Source organism: Streptomyces sp. NBC_00076, from assembly GCF_045041235.1.
Classification (GTDB): Bacteria; Actinomycetota; Actinomycetes; order Streptomycetales; family Streptomycetaceae; genus Streptomyces.
On sequence record NZ_CP108242.1, the window covers coordinates 8199861 to 8215120 of the forward strand.

Genomic DNA, 15260 nt, shown 5'->3' on the forward strand with positions numbered 1-15260 from the left:
CGTGGGCCGGGCGGTTCGGTGACGGCCGCTCACGCCGCCCTCTCGCGCGCGTGCAACGCCACCGCCACCACCGTGCGGGACTGGTGCTCCACCTGGTGCGCCAAGGGCACCCAGCGGGCCAGGAAGCGCTCCGTGAAGGCGTCGCTCCAAGTCGCCACGAGCTGTTCCAGGCGGGGTGCCACCGGGTCGTCGGTCTCCCGCAGGACCCGCAGCAGCATGGCCGCCGCCCGCAGCGGCAGCCGGCGCGCGAACGCGTCCACACTGCCGACGTACGCCCGCGTGCCGTCGGCGGGCGGCGTGTGCGTCCAGTCCGCGGCCAGTCCCGGCACCAGGTCCAGCCCCCAGTCCGCCGCCCGCAGCAGCGGCCCGTCCAGAGCCGCCAGCCGGGGCCGTGCGTCGGCGAGCACCCCCTCCAGCTCCGAGGTGTCCCGCAGCAGCCGGCCCGCCAGCCGACGCATCGCCACCGCCGGGGCCGGGTGCGGGACCGGGTCGTCCACCAGGTCACTCGCCCACATCGGCACCTCGACCACCGCGGTCAGACCGCCGTACCGGTGCACGTGGTACCAGGTGCACCGGCGTGCGTCGTCCGGCATGCTCGGGTACGCGGCGCCCGCCCCCGGCGCCGGCATCACATGCACGCCCCGTCCGGAGGCCGGCCAGCCCGCCGCGTCCGAGGCGCCGGTCTCCACCGGGATGTTCAACCGGGCCGCGGACTTCGCGAACGGCTCGGCGAGACCCGGTACCTCCTTCGTCAACTGCACCCAGCTGCCGCCCACATCGGTGCCGTGGAGGGTCACCTGGAGGTAGGGCCGCAGCTCGTCGATGACGGCCATCAGTGCGCGCGTCTCCGGCGGCAGCCGGTCCGGCGGCAGCAGGGACGGCGACCACTCCGGCTGCTCCGGTCCCGCGGGCCGGTAGAAGCCGAGGTGGTACTCGAACAGGCTGCGCGGTGCCGGAGTGACGTGCAGGCTCGCTCCGTCGGGATCCGCGCACAGCAGGAAGTGCCAGGACGTGTCGGATCTCAACTCCCGCTCACACAGCACCCGTTCGGCGACCGTCAGAAGCGTGGAGCCGCCGGTCGGCTCGTTGGAGTGGGCGCCCGCGACCACCAGGACGGCACGTCGGGCGTGGCCCACGGACAGCAGGTGCAGGGGCCTGCCCGCCCGCGAGACGCCGACCTGCCTCAGGACGCACACGCCGGGTCGATGGGCGGCCAACGCCTTTGCGGACGCGACCAGTTCGACAACGGTGGGGTAGCGCAACTCCGGCAGGAGACTCACCCCCGTCCCATCCCCCGGCTTCCCAGTCCGCAGTAGCCCACGGCCCCGTTGACGTGTCAAGGGAGCGAGGGGGAGGCTCCGGGGGCGCCCGGATGCATTGACGGGTGGCAGGTACCTCAGGGGGTACGGCAGGGAGTACGGCCGTGGGTGCCGGCGGGGTTGCCTGCCCCCGCCCCTGCCCCCGCCCCCGCCCTGCGAGGCGTGGCCGGTCCTGCCGTACGAGCCTTGCCCTGTCCCGGAGACGGCGCCATCACCCCGGCTCCCCCTCCGTCTCCCGCGCCCCGTCCCCGACCCGCTCCAGCAGCGCCACCGGAAGCCGGTCGAAGAGCTCCGCCACGCGTGTGTTCCCCGTGAACTCCCGCTCCGGCGCCAGCACGTCGGCCCACCGCCCCGGCGGCAGCGGCAACCGCGTGTCCCGCCAGCCGCCCGCCTCCGCCAGCCGCAGCGACAGCCGGGTCACCGCCGTCAGCGCCTCTCCAGAACGCACGAACGCCACGCAGTGACCCGCCGCCGGACCCTCGGCGGTCAGCGGCGAGTACGTCGCCGCGTCCCCGAAGACATCCGGCCGCCGGGCGCGCAGCCGCAGCGCCGCACGGGTCACCGCACCCTTGTCGCCCGGGTCCCGCGGAGGGAACCGAACGGGCCGCCGGTTGTCCGGATCGACCAGCGCCCGGTACTCGCCCTCCGTGCCCTGGTACACGTCCGGCACGCCCGGCATCGTCAGCTGGACCAGGGCCGTGCCCAGCACGTTCGCCCGGATGGAGGACTCCAGCGCGCTCCGGAAGGCGGCCACGTGCTCGCCCGGCACCCCGCACGGCCCGGCCGCGACGAACGCCGCCACCGCCTCCTCGTACGCGGGCTCCTGCTCGGTCCAGCTGGTGTACAACCCTGCCTCACGCACATGCTTCAGCAGGGCTTCCCGGACGCGCTCCGGCTCGGCCGGCCCGAGTCCGAACACCGTCTGCCAGGCCGCCCACGCCAGCTGCGCGTCCGGCACGCCCTCCCCGGTGCGGGTCACCTCCGCGAGCACGTCCGCCCACCGCTGCGGGCACTCGGTGAGCACCGCGAGGGCCGCCCGGACGTCCGCGCTGCGCTTGGTGTCGTGCGTCGACGCGACGGTCCCGCCGACCGGCCAGTCGCGCTGCACGCGCGCGCAGTAGGCGTGGAAGTCCTCCGGGGACACGGTGGGGCTGCCCGGGTCGCCGCCCACCTCGGTCGCCGACAGCAGCGGCACGTAGCGGTAGAACGCCGTGTCCTCGACGGACTTGGCGCGCAGCGCCGACGAGGTCTGCGCGAACCGGGTCCGGAACTCGAGATGCCCGGGCTCGTCGCCGTGGCGCCCGAGCACCAGGTCCCGTACGGCGTCGACCGCGCCGCCCTCCTCGGGGACCAGGAAGGCCGACCGGGCCTCAGCCGCGGCCTCCTCGGTGACGACCCGGGCGGCGTCCCCGGTGGAGTACGGCCGGTAGACCTCCAGACGGACCAGAAGTTCCCTCAGGGCGGTCCGCAGCGCCCAGGGAGCGCGGTCGCGCAGCGCGGGATCGGGCGAGGCGGCGCACAGGCGGCTCGCCACCCGCGTCAGCCGGTCCACCTCGGTCGCCAGCTCGTGTGTGAGCACCTTGTACGCCGCCCGCCGCACCGTCGCCGCCCAGTCCCCGCCCCGGTCCGTCTGCGGGGCCGCGAAACGCCGGTACTGACCCAGCAGCTCCCCGGCCCCGGCCGGATCCGCGAAGAGACCGTCGACGTGCCGCAGCGCGTCGTAGCCCGTGGTGCCCGCGACCGGCCAGGAGGCCGGCAGGTGCTCCCCGTCCGCCAGGATCTTCTCCACGACCGTCCAGCGACCGCCGGTCGCCTCGTGGAGCCGCCGGAGATAGCCGCCGGGGTCGGCGAGGCCGTCGGGGTGGTCGACACGCAGGCCGTCGAGCACGCCCTCGTGCAGCAGCTGGAGGATCTTGGCGTGCGTCGCCTCGAAGACCTCCGGGTCCTCCACCCGCACCCCGATGAGTTCGGAGATGCTGAAGAACCGCCGGTAGTTGAGCTCGGTCCGGGCCAGCCGCCACCACACCGGGCGGTACCACTGAGCGTCCAGCAGCTGCGGAAGCGGCAGGTCACCGGTGCCCTCGCGCAGCGGGAACACATGGTCGTAGTAGCGAAGGAGCTTCCCGTCGACGTCCAGGTGCTCGATCTCCGTGCCGAGCGGATGCCCGAGCACCGGCAGCAGCACCTGGCCGCCCTGCGCCTCCCAGTCGATGTCGAACCATCGCGCGTACGCGGACTCCGGCCCCTCGCGCAGCACCTCCCACAGGGCGTGGTTGTGACGCGGGGCCATCGCCATGTGGTTCGGCACGATGTCCACCACCAGACCGAGCCCGTGCTCCCGCGCGGTGCGTGCCAGCGCCCGCAGCCCCTCCTCGCCGCCCAGCTCCTCGCGCACGCGCGCGGGGTCGACCACGTCGTAGCCGTGCGTGGAGCCGGGAACCGCCTCCAGGACGGGGGACAGGTGCAGGTGCGAGACGCCGAGCGAGGCCAGGTACGGCACGGCCGCGGCCGCCGCCGCGAACGGGAACTCGCGCTGCAACTGGAGCCGGTAGGTGGCCGTCGGCGCGGCAGGGACGGATCGCTCAGGTGTCATGCAGAGCTACGTACCCGCCCCGCCGCCTTTCGTGTCATCTCATCACCGTCACCTGCCCCCCGTACGCGCCCCGCCCGCCGCCCCACGGGGGCACGGACGGGGCGCGCGCCCCGGTGGCCTGGCCGGACAGTGCGCCTAGACCGGCCGCTGCAACACGACCATGCTCCGGTCCACCAGGGTCAGCCGTTCCCCGGCCCGCACCTTCGTGCCCGCGTCGGGCGGGACGCCGTCCGTGTGGGCGGTGTCGACCACCACCTCCCACTGCGGGCCGTGGTTGACGGGCACCACGAAGTCCAGCGTCCCGGGCGTGGCGTTGAACATCAGCAGGAACGAGTCGTCGGTGATGCGCTCCCCCCGCGGACCGGGCTCGGAGATCGCGTTGCCGTTGAGGAACACCGCCAGCGCCGGCGCCTGAGCCGAGTCCCAGTCCCCCTGGGTCATCTCCTCGCCCTCCGGAGTGAACCAGGCGATGTCCGACAGCTCGTCGTGGGTGCCCTCCACGAGCCGCCCGTGGAAGAAGCGCCGACGCCGGAACACCGGATGCTCCTTGCGCAGGCCCACCATCGCGCGAGTGAAGTCCAGCAGCTCGCGGCCGAGCCCCTCGTCGCCGGGCCACTCCACCCAGGCCAGCTCGCTGTCCTGGCAGTACGCGTTGTTGTTGCCGCGCTGGGTGCGCCCGACCTCGTCACCGTGACTGAGCATGGGCACGCCCTGGGACAGCATCAGCGTGGCCATGAAGTTGCGCATCTGGCGGGCCCGCAGCTCCCGCACGGCCGGATCGTCACTCTCGCCCTCGACCCCGCAGTTCCAGGACCGGTTGTGGCTCTCCCCGTCCCGGTTGTCCTCGCCGTTGGCATCGTTGTGCTTGTCGTTGTACGACACCATGTCGCGGAGGGTGAACCCGTCGTGGCAGGTCACGAAGTTGATGGAGGCCAGGGGCCGCCGTCCGTCGTCCTGGTACAGGTCGGACGAACCGGTCAGCCGGGACGCGAACTCCGCCAGCGAGCTCGTCTCACCCCGCCACAGGTCCCGCACGGTGTCGCGGTACTTGCCGTTCCACTCCGTCCACAGCGGCGGGAAGTTACCCACCTGGTAGCCACCCTCGCCCACGTCCCACGGTTCCGCGATCAGCTTCACCTGGGAGACGACCGGGTCCTGCTGCACCAGGTCGAAGAACGACGACAGCCGGTCCACCTCGTGGAACTGCCGGGCCAGGGTCGCCGCGAGATCGAAGCGGAACCCGTCGACATGCATCTCGGTGACCCAGTAGCGCAGCGAGTCCATGATCAGCTGGAGCACGTGCGGGGACCGCATGAGCAGCGAGTTCCCGGTGCCCGTGGTGTCCATGTAGTAGCGGGGATCGTCCGTCAGTCGGTAGTACTGCGGATTGTCCAGGCCCTTGAAGGACAGCGTCGGGCCCATGTGGTTGCCCTCGGCGGTGTGGTTGTAGACGACGTCCAGGATGACCTCGATGCCGGCCTCGTGCAGCGCCCGCACCGCCGACTTGAACTCCAGGACCTGCTGGCCGCGGTCGCCCCAGGAGGCGTACGCGTTGTGCGGGGCGAAGAAGCCGATGGTGTTGTAGCCCCAGTAGTTGTTCAGTCCCATGTCGACCAGACGGTGGTCGTTCACGAACTGGTGGACCGGCATCAGCTCCAGTGCCGTGACGCCCAGCTCGGTGAGGTGCTCGATGATCGCCGGATGGGCGAGGGCGGCGTACGTCCCGCGCAGTTCCTCCGGCAGGCCCGGGTGCCGCATCGTGAGGCCCTTCACATGGGCCTCGTAGATCACGGTGTGGTGGTAGTCGGTGCGCGGGCGCCTGTCGTCGCCCCAGTCGAAGTACGGGTTGACCACGACCGACGTCATCATGTGCGGCGCCGAGTCCAGGTCGTTGCGCTTGTCGGGCGCGCCGAAGTGGTAGCCGTACACCTCCTCGCCCCAGCGGATCGAACCGCTGATCGCCTTCGCGTACGGGTCGAGCAGCAGCTTCGCCGAGTTGCAGCGCAGACCGCGCTCGGGGGCGGACGGGCCGTGCACGCGGAAGCCGTAGCGCTGTCCCGGCATGATGCCGGGCACGTACGCGTGCCGGACGAACGCGTCGCTCTCCCGCAGTTCCACCGCCGTCTCCGAGCCGTCGTCGTCCAACAGACACAGCTCTACTCGGTCCGCGGCCTCGGTGAAGACCGCGAAGTTGGTGCCGGCGCCGTCGTACGTGGCTCCGAGTGGATACGCCTCTCCAGGCCAGACCTGCATGGATACGACTCTTTCAGGTGAGGGGGGCCGCCGGGTGCGCCTTGGTTCTGAGTCTCCCCAAAAGTGAGGGAACCACCTATGACTTACGTCCCTCTTACCGGACGACCAGTGCCCGCGGCGATCAATGACCACGCCGTGGGCCGAGAACAGTGGGGCAAAAACGTACTCCCGGGGATGTTGGGGGAGTAGGGGGAAGACGTGCGCAACATAGTGCACCGCCATCTGGGCAAGGTGGTGGCCGGAGCGGCCATCGCGGTGGCGGGGACCGCCGTGATGGTCGGAATCACCCTGCCGGGGACGGCGGGGGCCGACGAGACGGGAGGCACCGGGGGGACCACCCAGGCCGGGCAGCAGACCGGCCAGGAGCAGGGCCAGGGCCAAGGGCAGGGACAGGGTCAGGGTGCGGCGGTCGCGCCCGGCGTGGTGGAGCAGCCCCCCGCCGAGGGCGACAAGGGCAAGGGCCGCGACCCGCTGACCGACGACGAGATCACGCGCGTGTCACAGATCGCCCTGAACCGGCAGCTGCGCGACACCAGCGAGGACGTCGAGGGCGATCGCGGTCCGCAGCGGCTCACCGTCGACCTCGCCGAACCGGAGGCCGCCGAGGTCGACGACCCGGACGCGCCCAGGCGGGCCGATGTGACGTTCTACGACTACCGGGACGACACCCTCGTGTCCCGGACCGTCGACCTCGACAGCGGGAAGGTCGTGCGGACCGACACCCAGCGCGGCGTCCAGCCGCCGCTGAGCCGGGAGGAGAACGTCGAGGCGACGAACCTCCTGATCGCCGACCCGCTGGGCGCGGGCCTCAAGGCGGACTACAAGGACTCCACCGGCAAGGAGCTCACCTCCGCGGACCAGCTGCTGGTCACCGGCGGGGTCTACCGGGCCACCGAGGGCGCCCAGCCCGCCGTACTCGACAAGTGCGGCGAACACCGCTGCGTGCGGCTGTTCCCGAAGATCAAGAACGGGTCGTGGATCGACGCCCGGACCCTGGTCATCGACCTGAGCGCCCGCAAGGTCGCCAAGCTCACGAACTGAGCCACCCTCCGTCCACTGTTCGAACCCGCACCTCCTGCGAGGGAGTCATTTCTTCATGCACGTAAAGCGCTCCATCAGCGACCCCCGGCCGCGGAGAACCAGCCGGGCCCGCACCCGGGCGGCCGTCGGCCTGTCCGTGGCCGCGCTGGCCGCCGGTGCGACCACCGGCGCCGGCCCGGCCGTCGCCCAGCCGAAGACCGCCGCCGCGGCGGCCGCCGACTGCAGTGCCGCCTACCGCATCGAGCAGAAGCTCGACAGCGGTACGACCTGGCGGATGTGCTGGCGCTACGACAACAAGGCCGGACTGGTCCTGGAGAACGTCTCCTACCAGCCCAAGGGCGAGACGGCGCCGATCAAGGTGCTCAACAGCGCCCGGCTCGGCCAGATCCACGTCCCGTACGACGACGGGAAGAACGAGTACGACGACCTGACGGGCTTCAACTTCGCTCAGGGCCTGATGAACCTGGCGCCCGGCGAATGCCCCGGCGGCACCATCAAGACGGTCAAGGTCCCCGACCTCTGGACCTCGGGCAACCCGAACGTCAAGGGCCTGTGCACCACCACCCGCTCCCGCGGCCACGCCTACCGCATGCAGGGCGACGCCGAGAACAAGGTCTATCAGGCCCAGGGCAAGGACCTTCTCGTCTACACGGTCAACCAGGTCGGCTGGTACGAGTACATGACCGAGTGGCGCTTCCAGGATGACGGCACGGTCACCATGAACGTGGGCGCGACCGGCAGCCTCTCCTTCGAGGACTACGACGCCGGCGACGGCCGCGGCTGGCCGATAGGCAAGGGCGCCGCCAAGGCCTCGGCCACCAGCCACAGCCACAACGTCTTCTGGCGGCTCGACTTCGGCCTCGACGGCTCCTCCAAGAACCGCGTCGAGCAGTACGACTCGGCCGTGACCGCGCCCGCCTCGGGTCAGCAGGCCCCGACCACCAAGACCACCCGCACCAAGATCACCAAGGAACAGGCGGCCGACACCAAGGCCTACCGCTGGTGGCGGATGGTCAGCGAGAGCGGCAAGAACAAGGACGGGCACGCGCGGTCGTACGAGATCGTCCCCGGCACCAGCACCAAGTACCCGGGCCGCAGCTTCACCAAGCACGACCTCTACTTCACCCAGTACAACAACTGCGAGCTGTTCGCCAGCAACAACCCGGGCAGTTGCGGGGGCAAGGCCGTGGACAAGTGGGTCAACGGCCAGAACCTCACGCACCCCGTCGTCTGGATGAACGTCGGCTTCCACCACATCGCCCGCGACGAGGACCAGCAGCCCATGCCGATCCACTGGCAGGGGTTCTCCATCGCCCCGCGGGACGTCACCGCTATGAATCCGCTCACTCCCGACGACCTTGCCTGGCAGAACGGGTACTGGCAGCCGCGTAGTTGAGAAACGACCTGTCCATCCGGCTGCACCGCCGACCGGTACCGGAGTACCCTTCCTTGATCGTTGAGTGGGGGCCTGGCCCTCCGGAGAGCTCGGGGGAGCGGAAGGCGGTGCACGGGTGGGCTCGGGAGGGCTGGAGCTGCCCCCTGGTGACGAGAGTCACGAGGGGAACTCCGCAGACGCCCCGCCCGGCACGGTGTCCCTGGCCCGGCCGATGGACGCGGGTGCCATCGGGCCGGAGCTGGACTGGGACGCCGACGCCTGGCGTGAGGTGCGCACCCGCGCCCAGCGGGCGGGACGCGCCTACATCTGGCTGAATCTCGTCGAGCAGCGGCTGCGCTCCGTGGTGGCCGCCGTGCTGCGCCCCATCTACGAACCCGTCCACAGCGACGAATGGGTCGTCGCCGCGGCCGGGCCGGCCGGCCAGGAGTGGGTCCAGCGCGCGGTCGCCGTACGCGAAGTGAGCCGCCGCAAGGGCTATCTGCTCGACCCGGCCGACGACAACGTCCTCAGCTTTCTCACCCTTCCGCAGTTGCGGGAGCTGATGGTGCAGCACTGGCCCTGCTTCGAGCCGTACCTCGACGACCGCCGGGACGTCGAACTGGCGCTGGACGAGCTGGAGGTCACCCGGAACGTCGTCTCGCGCAACCGGGCCCTGTCGGAGGCCGTCCTGAACCAGGCCGAGCGGGCCTCCGCCCGGTTGCTGGAGATGCTCGGCACGGGCGGTGACGTGCCCTCCGCGCGCCGGCTGCCGGTGGACGCGGTCGAGGACCTCGTCGGCGAGCGGTACGCGGACGTGGTCGCGGTGCACTCCGACCGCGTGCGGCTCATGCGGCAGTTCCCCGCCGAGGACCTCTTCGGCGACGCCCGCCGCCTGGACGCGGTGGGCATCGGCCTCAACCTGCTCGTGCAGAACTTCTCCGGCCGCCGCCTGGTGCGACTTGCCGAGAGCGGCTGCCGGGTGCGGCTGCTGTTCCTGAACCCGGCCTCCAGCGCGGTCAAGCGGCGTGAGCGTGAACTCGGCATCAAGCGGGGTGAGTTGAGCCGGGCCGTCGAGATGAACATCCTGCACATGCGCCGGGTCCGCTCCAAGCTGCGCGACCCCGGGGCCTTCGAGATCCAGGTCTACGACGACACGCCCCGCTTCACGGCGTACCTCGTCGACGGTGACGGCTCGGACGGTATCGCCGTGGTGCAGTCCTATCTGCGGCGCTCGCGCGGGATGGAGGCACCGGTGCTGGTGCTGCGCAGCGGAAGCAAGCTGGTCAAGCCGGGCGAAGTCGACGAGTCCGGTCTCTTTCCGACGTACCGCGAGGAGTTCGAGACGGCCTGGGCCGATTCGCGGCCGGTGTCCTGAACGGAGGGCGGGACCGGTGACCGTCACCGTCCAGGTGTGAGCCCCACTTGGGGCAGTTCGCTCCCCGGTGTCCCGAACTGTCCGCCGGTCAAGCGGAATGCGGTCCTCGGATTGTCAGTGGTGCATGGGATCGTGGAGACCACTGGGGGAAAGCACCACCGAGGAGGGGGACCACCCATGGGCTGGCACCGTGAGCTGCTGATCGGCTTCGACCTGGAGACGACCGGGACCGATCCGCGCGAGGCGCGTATCGTCACGGGCGCCGTGATAGAGGTCAGGGCCGGACAGCCCCTGGGGTGCCGGGAGTGGCTGGCGGATCCCGGCGTGGAGATCCCGGCGGACGCCGTCGCGGTGCACGGCATCAGCAACGAGCGCGCGGCCACCGAGGGCAGGCCGGCCGACCAGGTCGCGGAGGCCATCGCGGACGTCCTGGTGACGTACTGGAAGACGGGCGTGCCGGTCGTCGCCTACAACGCGGCCTTCGACCTGACCCTGCTCTCCGCCGAACTGCGACGCCACGGCCTGCCGTCCCTGCGTGAGCGCCTGGGCGGCCTCGACCCCGCCCCGGTCATCGACCCGTACACGATCGACCGCTGGGCCGACCGCTACCGCCGGGGCAAGCGCAACCTCGAAGCGGTCTGCGAGGAGTACGGCGTCGTCCTCGAGTCCGCCCACGACGCCTCGGCCGACGCCCTCGCCGCCGCCCGGCTGGCCGGCGCGATAGCCGAGCGCCACGCCAAGATCGCGGCGCTCGGCCCGGCGGAACTGCACCGCCGCCAGATCGAGTGGTACGCCGAGTGGGCGGCCGACTTCCAGAGCTTCCTGCGCCGCAAGGGCGACGCGGACGCGGTGGTGGACGCCCTGTGGCCGCTGCGGGAGTTGGCCGACGAGCCGGTGTGAGCCGGCGGGCGGATGCCCAGTGCGCGCCGACGGGCCGACGTGGCCCGTCGGGACGGCGCATCGACGCCCCGCACCTTCCGGAACGCGCGGCGCGGAAAGCGGTCCGCACCGTCCTCACCGAACTGGGCCGCGCGGCACGAACCATCCAGGACAGGGACTCCGACGGCCAGATGACCCCCTGAGAGGCGCGGGGACGTGACGACACGTGGCCGACCCTCGGGTCCGGTCGGCCACGACGGACACCCGCGGCCGCCCGGCAACGACAGGCCTCAGGCGCTCAGAACGGATACCACCGCACCGTCGCGTCCCCGTCCCGCAGCGACCCCACCCGCCGTTCGAACTCCGCCCGCGCCTTCGGATTGCTCGGCGCGTGCTGAGCCACCCACGCACAACTCGCCGTCTCCCGGGCCCCTCTCAGCACCGAACAGCCCGACCACTCGCGCACGTCCCTGCCGTACGCCTCGGTGAACGAGTCGTAGGCCGCGGCGGGCACCCCGTAGCGGTCGTGGGAGAGGGCCATGACGACCAGGTCGTGTTCGCGCAGGTCGGCGGAGACGGTCTCCAGGTCGACGAGGACCGGGCCGGCCGGTCCGACGTGGACGTTGCGGGGGAGGGCGTCGCCATGGATCGGGCCCGGGGACAGCCGCGGGGTCAGCGCGGCGGCGGCCGCGGCGAAGCCGTCGCGGCGCTCGCGGAGGTACGCCGCGTCGGCCGGATCGATCGCGTCGCCCGCGAGCCGCAGCCAACGCTCCACCCCGTCCAGCAGATCGCGGGGCGGCAGGTCGAAGGAGGGGGCGGACAGGGCGTGCACCCTGCGGAGGAGTTCGGCCAGATCGCGCGGCTCCGCGGGACGTACGGGCTCGGGCAGCCGGTGCCACACGGTCACCGGATGGCCCTCGACCGACAGCGCCTCGGGATCCGCCGCCCGCACCGCCGGCACGTCCTGCTCGGCGAGCCACATCGCGACGGCCAGTTCCCGGCGCGCCCGGTCGAGGAGTTCGGCGTCGCGGCCCACCTTGACGACCAGGTCACCGGCGGCGAACACCGCGTTCTCGCCCAGGGCGAGCAGCCGCGCGTCCGGTGCCCGGCCGGGCAGTACCCCCGACGCGGCCAGTACGTCCCGCGCCCGTGCCTCGTCCATCGTCCGCCTCCGTGTCGTCGTCCGTGCCGAGCCGCCCCACGACCGGCCGGCCGGTGTCGAGTTCCCGCCATCCGCCGGCCAGTGTCGCATTCGCACAGGTCGGGCCGGTGTGCGCGGTGTCTTGACGGGGCGGGGCGGCTTCACGACCATGTCGGAGGCCCGCCGGGCCCGGATGCGTCCCGAGCCGTGCGAAGGAGCCGATCAGGTGACAGTGGTGACCGCGACGAAGCGGTCGGCGCAGGGCGCTCCGCGCGCCGACGGGGCCTTACGGCCGCCCGACCGCGGGGCCTGGTTCCTGGTGCTGCCCGCGCTGATCCCGATCCTGGTGCTGAGCGTGGGCCCGTTGCTCTACGGGATCACGCTGGCCTTCACCGACGCCCAGTCGGGGCGGACCGAGCCCACGGAGTGGATCGGCGGGCTCAACTTCCAGGACTTGCTGCACGACACGCTGTTCTGGGAGTCGTTCCGGATCGGACTGGTCTGGGCGGTCGGGGTGACCGTCCCGCAGTTCCTGCTCGCGCTCGGCCTCGCCCTCCTCCTCGACCAGGACCTGAGACTGCGCTGGCTGGCCCGCGCCCTGGCGATCATCCCGTGGGCCATGCCCGAGGTCGTCGTGGGTGTGATGTGGCGGCTCGTCTACAACCCGGACGCGGGCGTCCTCAACGAGACCCTGCGCGACCTCGGTCTCGGTGACGGCCGCGACTGGCTCAGCGGCCTCGGGACCGCCCTGCCCGCGGTGATCGTGGTCGGCGTCTGGGCGGGCATGCCGCAGACCACGGTCGCCCTCCTCGCCGGCCTGCAGAACACCCCGCGCGAACTCCACGAGGCGGCCGCGATGGACGGGGCCGGCGCGTGGCGGCGCTTCTGGACGGTCACCTGGCCGGCGCTGAGACCGGTCGCACTCGCGATCACCGCCCTCAACTTCATCTGGAACTTCAATTCCTTCGCCCTGGTCTACGTCCTGACCAGCGGAGGACCCGGCGGACGTACCCGCCTGCCCATGCTCTTCGCCTACGAAGAGGCCTTCCGCTACGGGCAGTTCGGCTACGCGGCGGCGATGGGCTGCGTGATGGTCGCCGTGATCTCGGTGCTGCTGGCCCTGTTCCTGGTGGGCCGGCTCAGGGGAGGTGACGACGCGTGAGGACCAGCACAGGCGGCCGGGTCGGCCAGTACGCGGCCCTGCTCGGGTATCTCGTCTTCCTCGCCTTCCCCTTCCTCTGGCTGGTCTCCACCGCCTTCAAGTCGCCACGGGAACTGGGCAGTCTGCACCCCACCTGGATCCCGAGGGATCCCACCCTCGACAACTTCCGGCAGGCCTTCGACGAACAGCCACTGCTGCGCGCCGCGGGCAACTCGCTGCTCGCCGCGCTCGGCGCCGCGCTGATCGCCGTACTGATCGCGACCCCGCTGGCGTACGTGATGGCCCGCCATCGCAGCCGGCTCTCCAGGGCCGCGACGGGCTGGGTGGTCGTCAGCCAGGCGTTCCCGCTCGTGCTGGTGATCATCCCGCTGTTCCTGGTGCTGAAGAACCTGCGACTGATCAACTCGTCGGCGGGGCTGGTGATGGTGTACGTCGTGTGGGCGTTGCCGTTCGCGCTGTGGATGCTCGTCGGGTACGTGCGTGCCGTGCCCGCCGAACTGGAGGAGGCGGCGGCGGTGGACGGGGCCGGGCGGCTGCGGACCCTGGTGTCGGTGACCGCGCCGCTGCTCACGCCGGGGATCGTGGCGACGGGCCTGTTCGCGTTCATCACGGCGTGGAACGAGTTCTTCTTCGCGCTGGTGCTGCTGAAGACGCCCGAGAAGCAGACCCTGCCGGTCGTCCTTACGCACTTCATCGGCGCGGAGGGCGTCGCCGACCTGGGCCCGCTGGCCGCGGCGTCCTTCCTCGCCACCCTGCCCTCACTGGTCGTCTTCGCGATCATCCAACGACGGATCACGGGAGGCATGATGGCCGGGGCGGTGAAGAGCTGATGCGCGTCAAGGTCGCCGGCCTCCTGGCGCTGGCCCTGCTGCTCTCCGGCTGCACGGGCGAGGACAGCGGTGCGCGGGACGGCCGTGTCACCCTCCGCTTCCAGTCCCTCGCCTGGCAGCAGGAGTCCGTCGAGGCCAACCAGGACCTGGTCAAGGAGTGGAACGCCGCTCACCCGGACGTCAAGGTCGAGTACGTCCAGGGGAGTTGGGACAGCGTCCACGACCAGCTCCTCACCTCCTTCGAGGGCGGTGAGGCGCCCGACATCATCCACGACGCCTCGGACGACCTCGCCGACTTCGCGTACGGCGGCTATCTCGCGGATCTCACCGACCTGCTGCCCGAGCGGCTCAGGTCGGACATCCCGCAGCGCAGTTGGGACACGGCGACCTTCGGGGACGGGATCTACGGCGTCCCGTTCCTGCAGGAGCCGCGGGTGCTCATCGCCGACTCGGCCCGGCTGAAGGAGGTGGGGGTACGCATCCCCACCCCCGAACACCCGTGGAGCTGGCCGGAGTTCCGGAAGATCACCGAGCAGCTCAGCGGCGACGGCCGGTACGGCGTGGCCTGGCCGCTCAAGGAACCCGTCTCCGCCACCCTCAACCTGTCCCTGTCGGCGGGCGGACAGCTCTTCCACCGGGGCGCGGACGGCAGGGTGACCGTCCGCTTCGGGGCCGCCGACGCGGTGGTGCCGCGCACCATCCACGACCAGGCCCAAACCGACGGCAGCGCCTCGCCGACCACCCTCGGCAGCGGCGGCTCGGACACCCTGCCCGGCTTCTTCGGCGGCAGGTACGCGATGGTCCCGCTCGGGTTCTCGTACCGCCAGCAGATCGCCCAGCAGGCGCCGAAGGGCTTCGCCTGGCAGGTGCTGCCAGCCCCGGCAGGCGCGGACGGACTGACCCAGGGCGTCAGCCCGCAGACCCTGTCGGTGGCCGAGGACAGCCCGCACAAGAAGGAGGCCGCCGAGTTCATCGATTTCCTGCTCCGGCCCGAGAACATGGTCCGGCTCGCCCTGGGCGACTGGATGCTGCCCACCGGCACCCAGGCCCTCAAGGACCCCGCCCTGCACACCGCGAAGGACGGCTGGGACACCGGAACGGCCCTCGCCACCCACCTGCGCCCGGCGCCGGCGCAGTCCGTTCGCGGCTACCCGGAGTGGAAGGACAAGGTGGCCACGCCCGCGTTCCAGGAGTACTACAGCGGCTCGATCGACCTCGCTGAGCTGCGTGAACGGCTGGAGAAGGACGGCAACCTGGTGTTGGCCCGCTACCAGCGCTGAGGGCCGCGAGCC

At 71.6% G+C, this 15260-nt stretch carries 11 protein-coding genes; 7 read left to right on the forward strand and 4 right to left on the reverse strand.

The window, feature by feature from the left end; genetic code table 11:
* Nucleotides 1-29: 29 nt before the first annotated feature.
* The 3 genes from OHA64_RS36840 to glgX all read right to left on the reverse strand — a co-directional run bounded on the left by OHA64_RS36840 (nucleotide 30) and on the right by glgX (nucleotide 6165).
* A complete protein-coding gene (locus OHA64_RS36840; RefSeq protein ID WP_405620707.1) occupies nucleotides 30-1280 on the reverse strand; it encodes a M14 family zinc carboxypeptidase in 1251 nt (416 codons plus the stop codon).
* A 250-nt stretch (nucleotides 1281-1530) separates the two neighbouring features.
* On the reverse strand, nucleotides 1531-3912 hold the full coding sequence (gene treY, locus OHA64_RS36845) for a malto-oligosyltrehalose synthase (RefSeq protein ID WP_405620709.1): 2382 nt from the start codon (nucleotides 3910-3912) through the stop codon (nucleotides 1531-1533).
* 135 nt (nucleotides 3913-4047) lie between these two features.
* Nucleotides 4048-6165 (reverse strand): glycogen debranching protein GlgX, encoded by a 2118-nt coding sequence (gene glgX, locus OHA64_RS36850; protein ID WP_405620711.1) that lies wholly within the window; start codon nucleotides 6163-6165, stop codon nucleotides 4048-4050.
* A gap of 198 nt (nucleotides 6166-6363) precedes the next feature.
* On the opposite strand from glgX, the gene OHA64_RS36855 reads away from it, so the two are divergent.
* The 4 genes from OHA64_RS36855 to OHA64_RS36870 all read left to right on the forward strand — a co-directional run bounded on the left by OHA64_RS36855 (nucleotide 6364) and on the right by OHA64_RS36870 (nucleotide 10856).
* Nucleotides 6364-7206: a Tat pathway signal sequence domain protein gene (locus OHA64_RS36855; RefSeq protein WP_405620713.1), complete on the forward strand. Its 843-nt coding sequence runs from the start codon at nucleotides 6364-6366 to the stop codon at nucleotides 7204-7206.
* Between the two features lie 55 nt (nucleotides 7207-7261).
* A complete protein-coding gene (locus OHA64_RS36860) occupies nucleotides 7262-8602 on the forward strand; it encodes a copper amine oxidase (protein WP_405620715.1) in 1341 nt (446 codons plus the stop codon).
* Between the two features lie 115 nt (nucleotides 8603-8717).
* Complete coding sequence (locus OHA64_RS36865) at nucleotides 8718-9956, forward strand: SAV2148 family HEPN domain-containing protein (protein ID WP_405620717.1); 1239 nt, start codon at nucleotides 8718-8720, stop codon at nucleotides 9954-9956.
* Between the two features lie 177 nt (nucleotides 9957-10133).
* Complete coding sequence (locus OHA64_RS36870) at nucleotides 10134-10856, forward strand: 3'-5' exonuclease (protein WP_405620719.1); 723 nt, start codon at nucleotides 10134-10136, stop codon at nucleotides 10854-10856.
* A 277-nt stretch (nucleotides 10857-11133) separates the two neighbouring features.
* Here the strand turns inward: OHA64_RS36870 and OHA64_RS36875 are convergent, their stop codons facing one another.
* On the reverse strand, nucleotides 11134-11997 hold the full coding sequence (locus OHA64_RS36875) for a phosphotransferase enzyme family protein (protein ID WP_405620721.1): 864 nt from the start codon (nucleotides 11995-11997) through the stop codon (nucleotides 11134-11136).
* A 205-nt stretch (nucleotides 11998-12202) separates the two neighbouring features.
* Between OHA64_RS36875 and OHA64_RS36880 the strand changes: the two genes are divergently transcribed.
* From OHA64_RS36880 to OHA64_RS36890, 3 genes are read left to right on the forward strand one after another with little or no spacing between them, the layout of a single operon-like run.
* Complete coding sequence (locus OHA64_RS36880; protein ID WP_405620723.1) at nucleotides 12203-13138, forward strand: carbohydrate ABC transporter permease; 936 nt, start codon at nucleotides 12203-12205, stop codon at nucleotides 13136-13138.
* Nucleotides 13135-13968 carry a carbohydrate ABC transporter permease gene (locus tag OHA64_RS36885; RefSeq protein WP_405620725.1) on the forward strand — a complete coding sequence of 278 codons (834 nt, stop codon included), beginning with the start codon at nucleotides 13135-13137 and terminating at the stop codon, nucleotides 13966-13968. Before OHA64_RS36880 ends, OHA64_RS36885 begins: the two co-directional genes overlap by 4 nt.
* Nucleotides 13968-15248, forward strand: coding sequence for an ABC transporter substrate-binding protein (locus OHA64_RS36890; protein ID WP_405620727.1), 1281 nt, complete (start codon nucleotides 13968-13970; stop codon nucleotides 15246-15248). Before OHA64_RS36885 ends, OHA64_RS36890 begins: the two co-directional genes overlap by 1 nt.
* Nucleotides 15249-15260 lie beyond the last annotated feature (12 nt).

Coding starts and splice junctions, on each gene's coding strand:
- treY (WP_405620709.1), bottom strand. CDS start 3,912: ATGACACCTGAGCGATCCGTCCCTGCCGCGCCGACGGCCACCTACCGG.
- glgX (WP_405620711.1), bottom strand. CDS start 6,165: ATGCAGGTCTGGCCTGGAGAGGCGTATCCACTCGGAGCCACGTACGAC.
- OHA64_RS36860 (WP_405620715.1), top strand. CDS start 7,262: ATGCACGTAAAGCGCTCCATCAGCGACCCCCGGCCGCGGAGAACCAGC.
- OHA64_RS36870 (WP_405620719.1), top strand. CDS start 10,134: ATGGGCTGGCACCGTGAGCTGCTGATCGGCTTCGACCTGGAGACGACC.
- OHA64_RS36875 (WP_405620721.1), bottom strand. CDS start 11,997: ATGGACGAGGCACGGGCGCGGGACGTACTGGCCGCGTCGGGGGTACTG.
- OHA64_RS36890 (WP_405620727.1), top strand. CDS start 13,968: ATGCGCGTCAAGGTCGCCGGCCTCCTGGCGCTGGCCCTGCTGCTCTCC.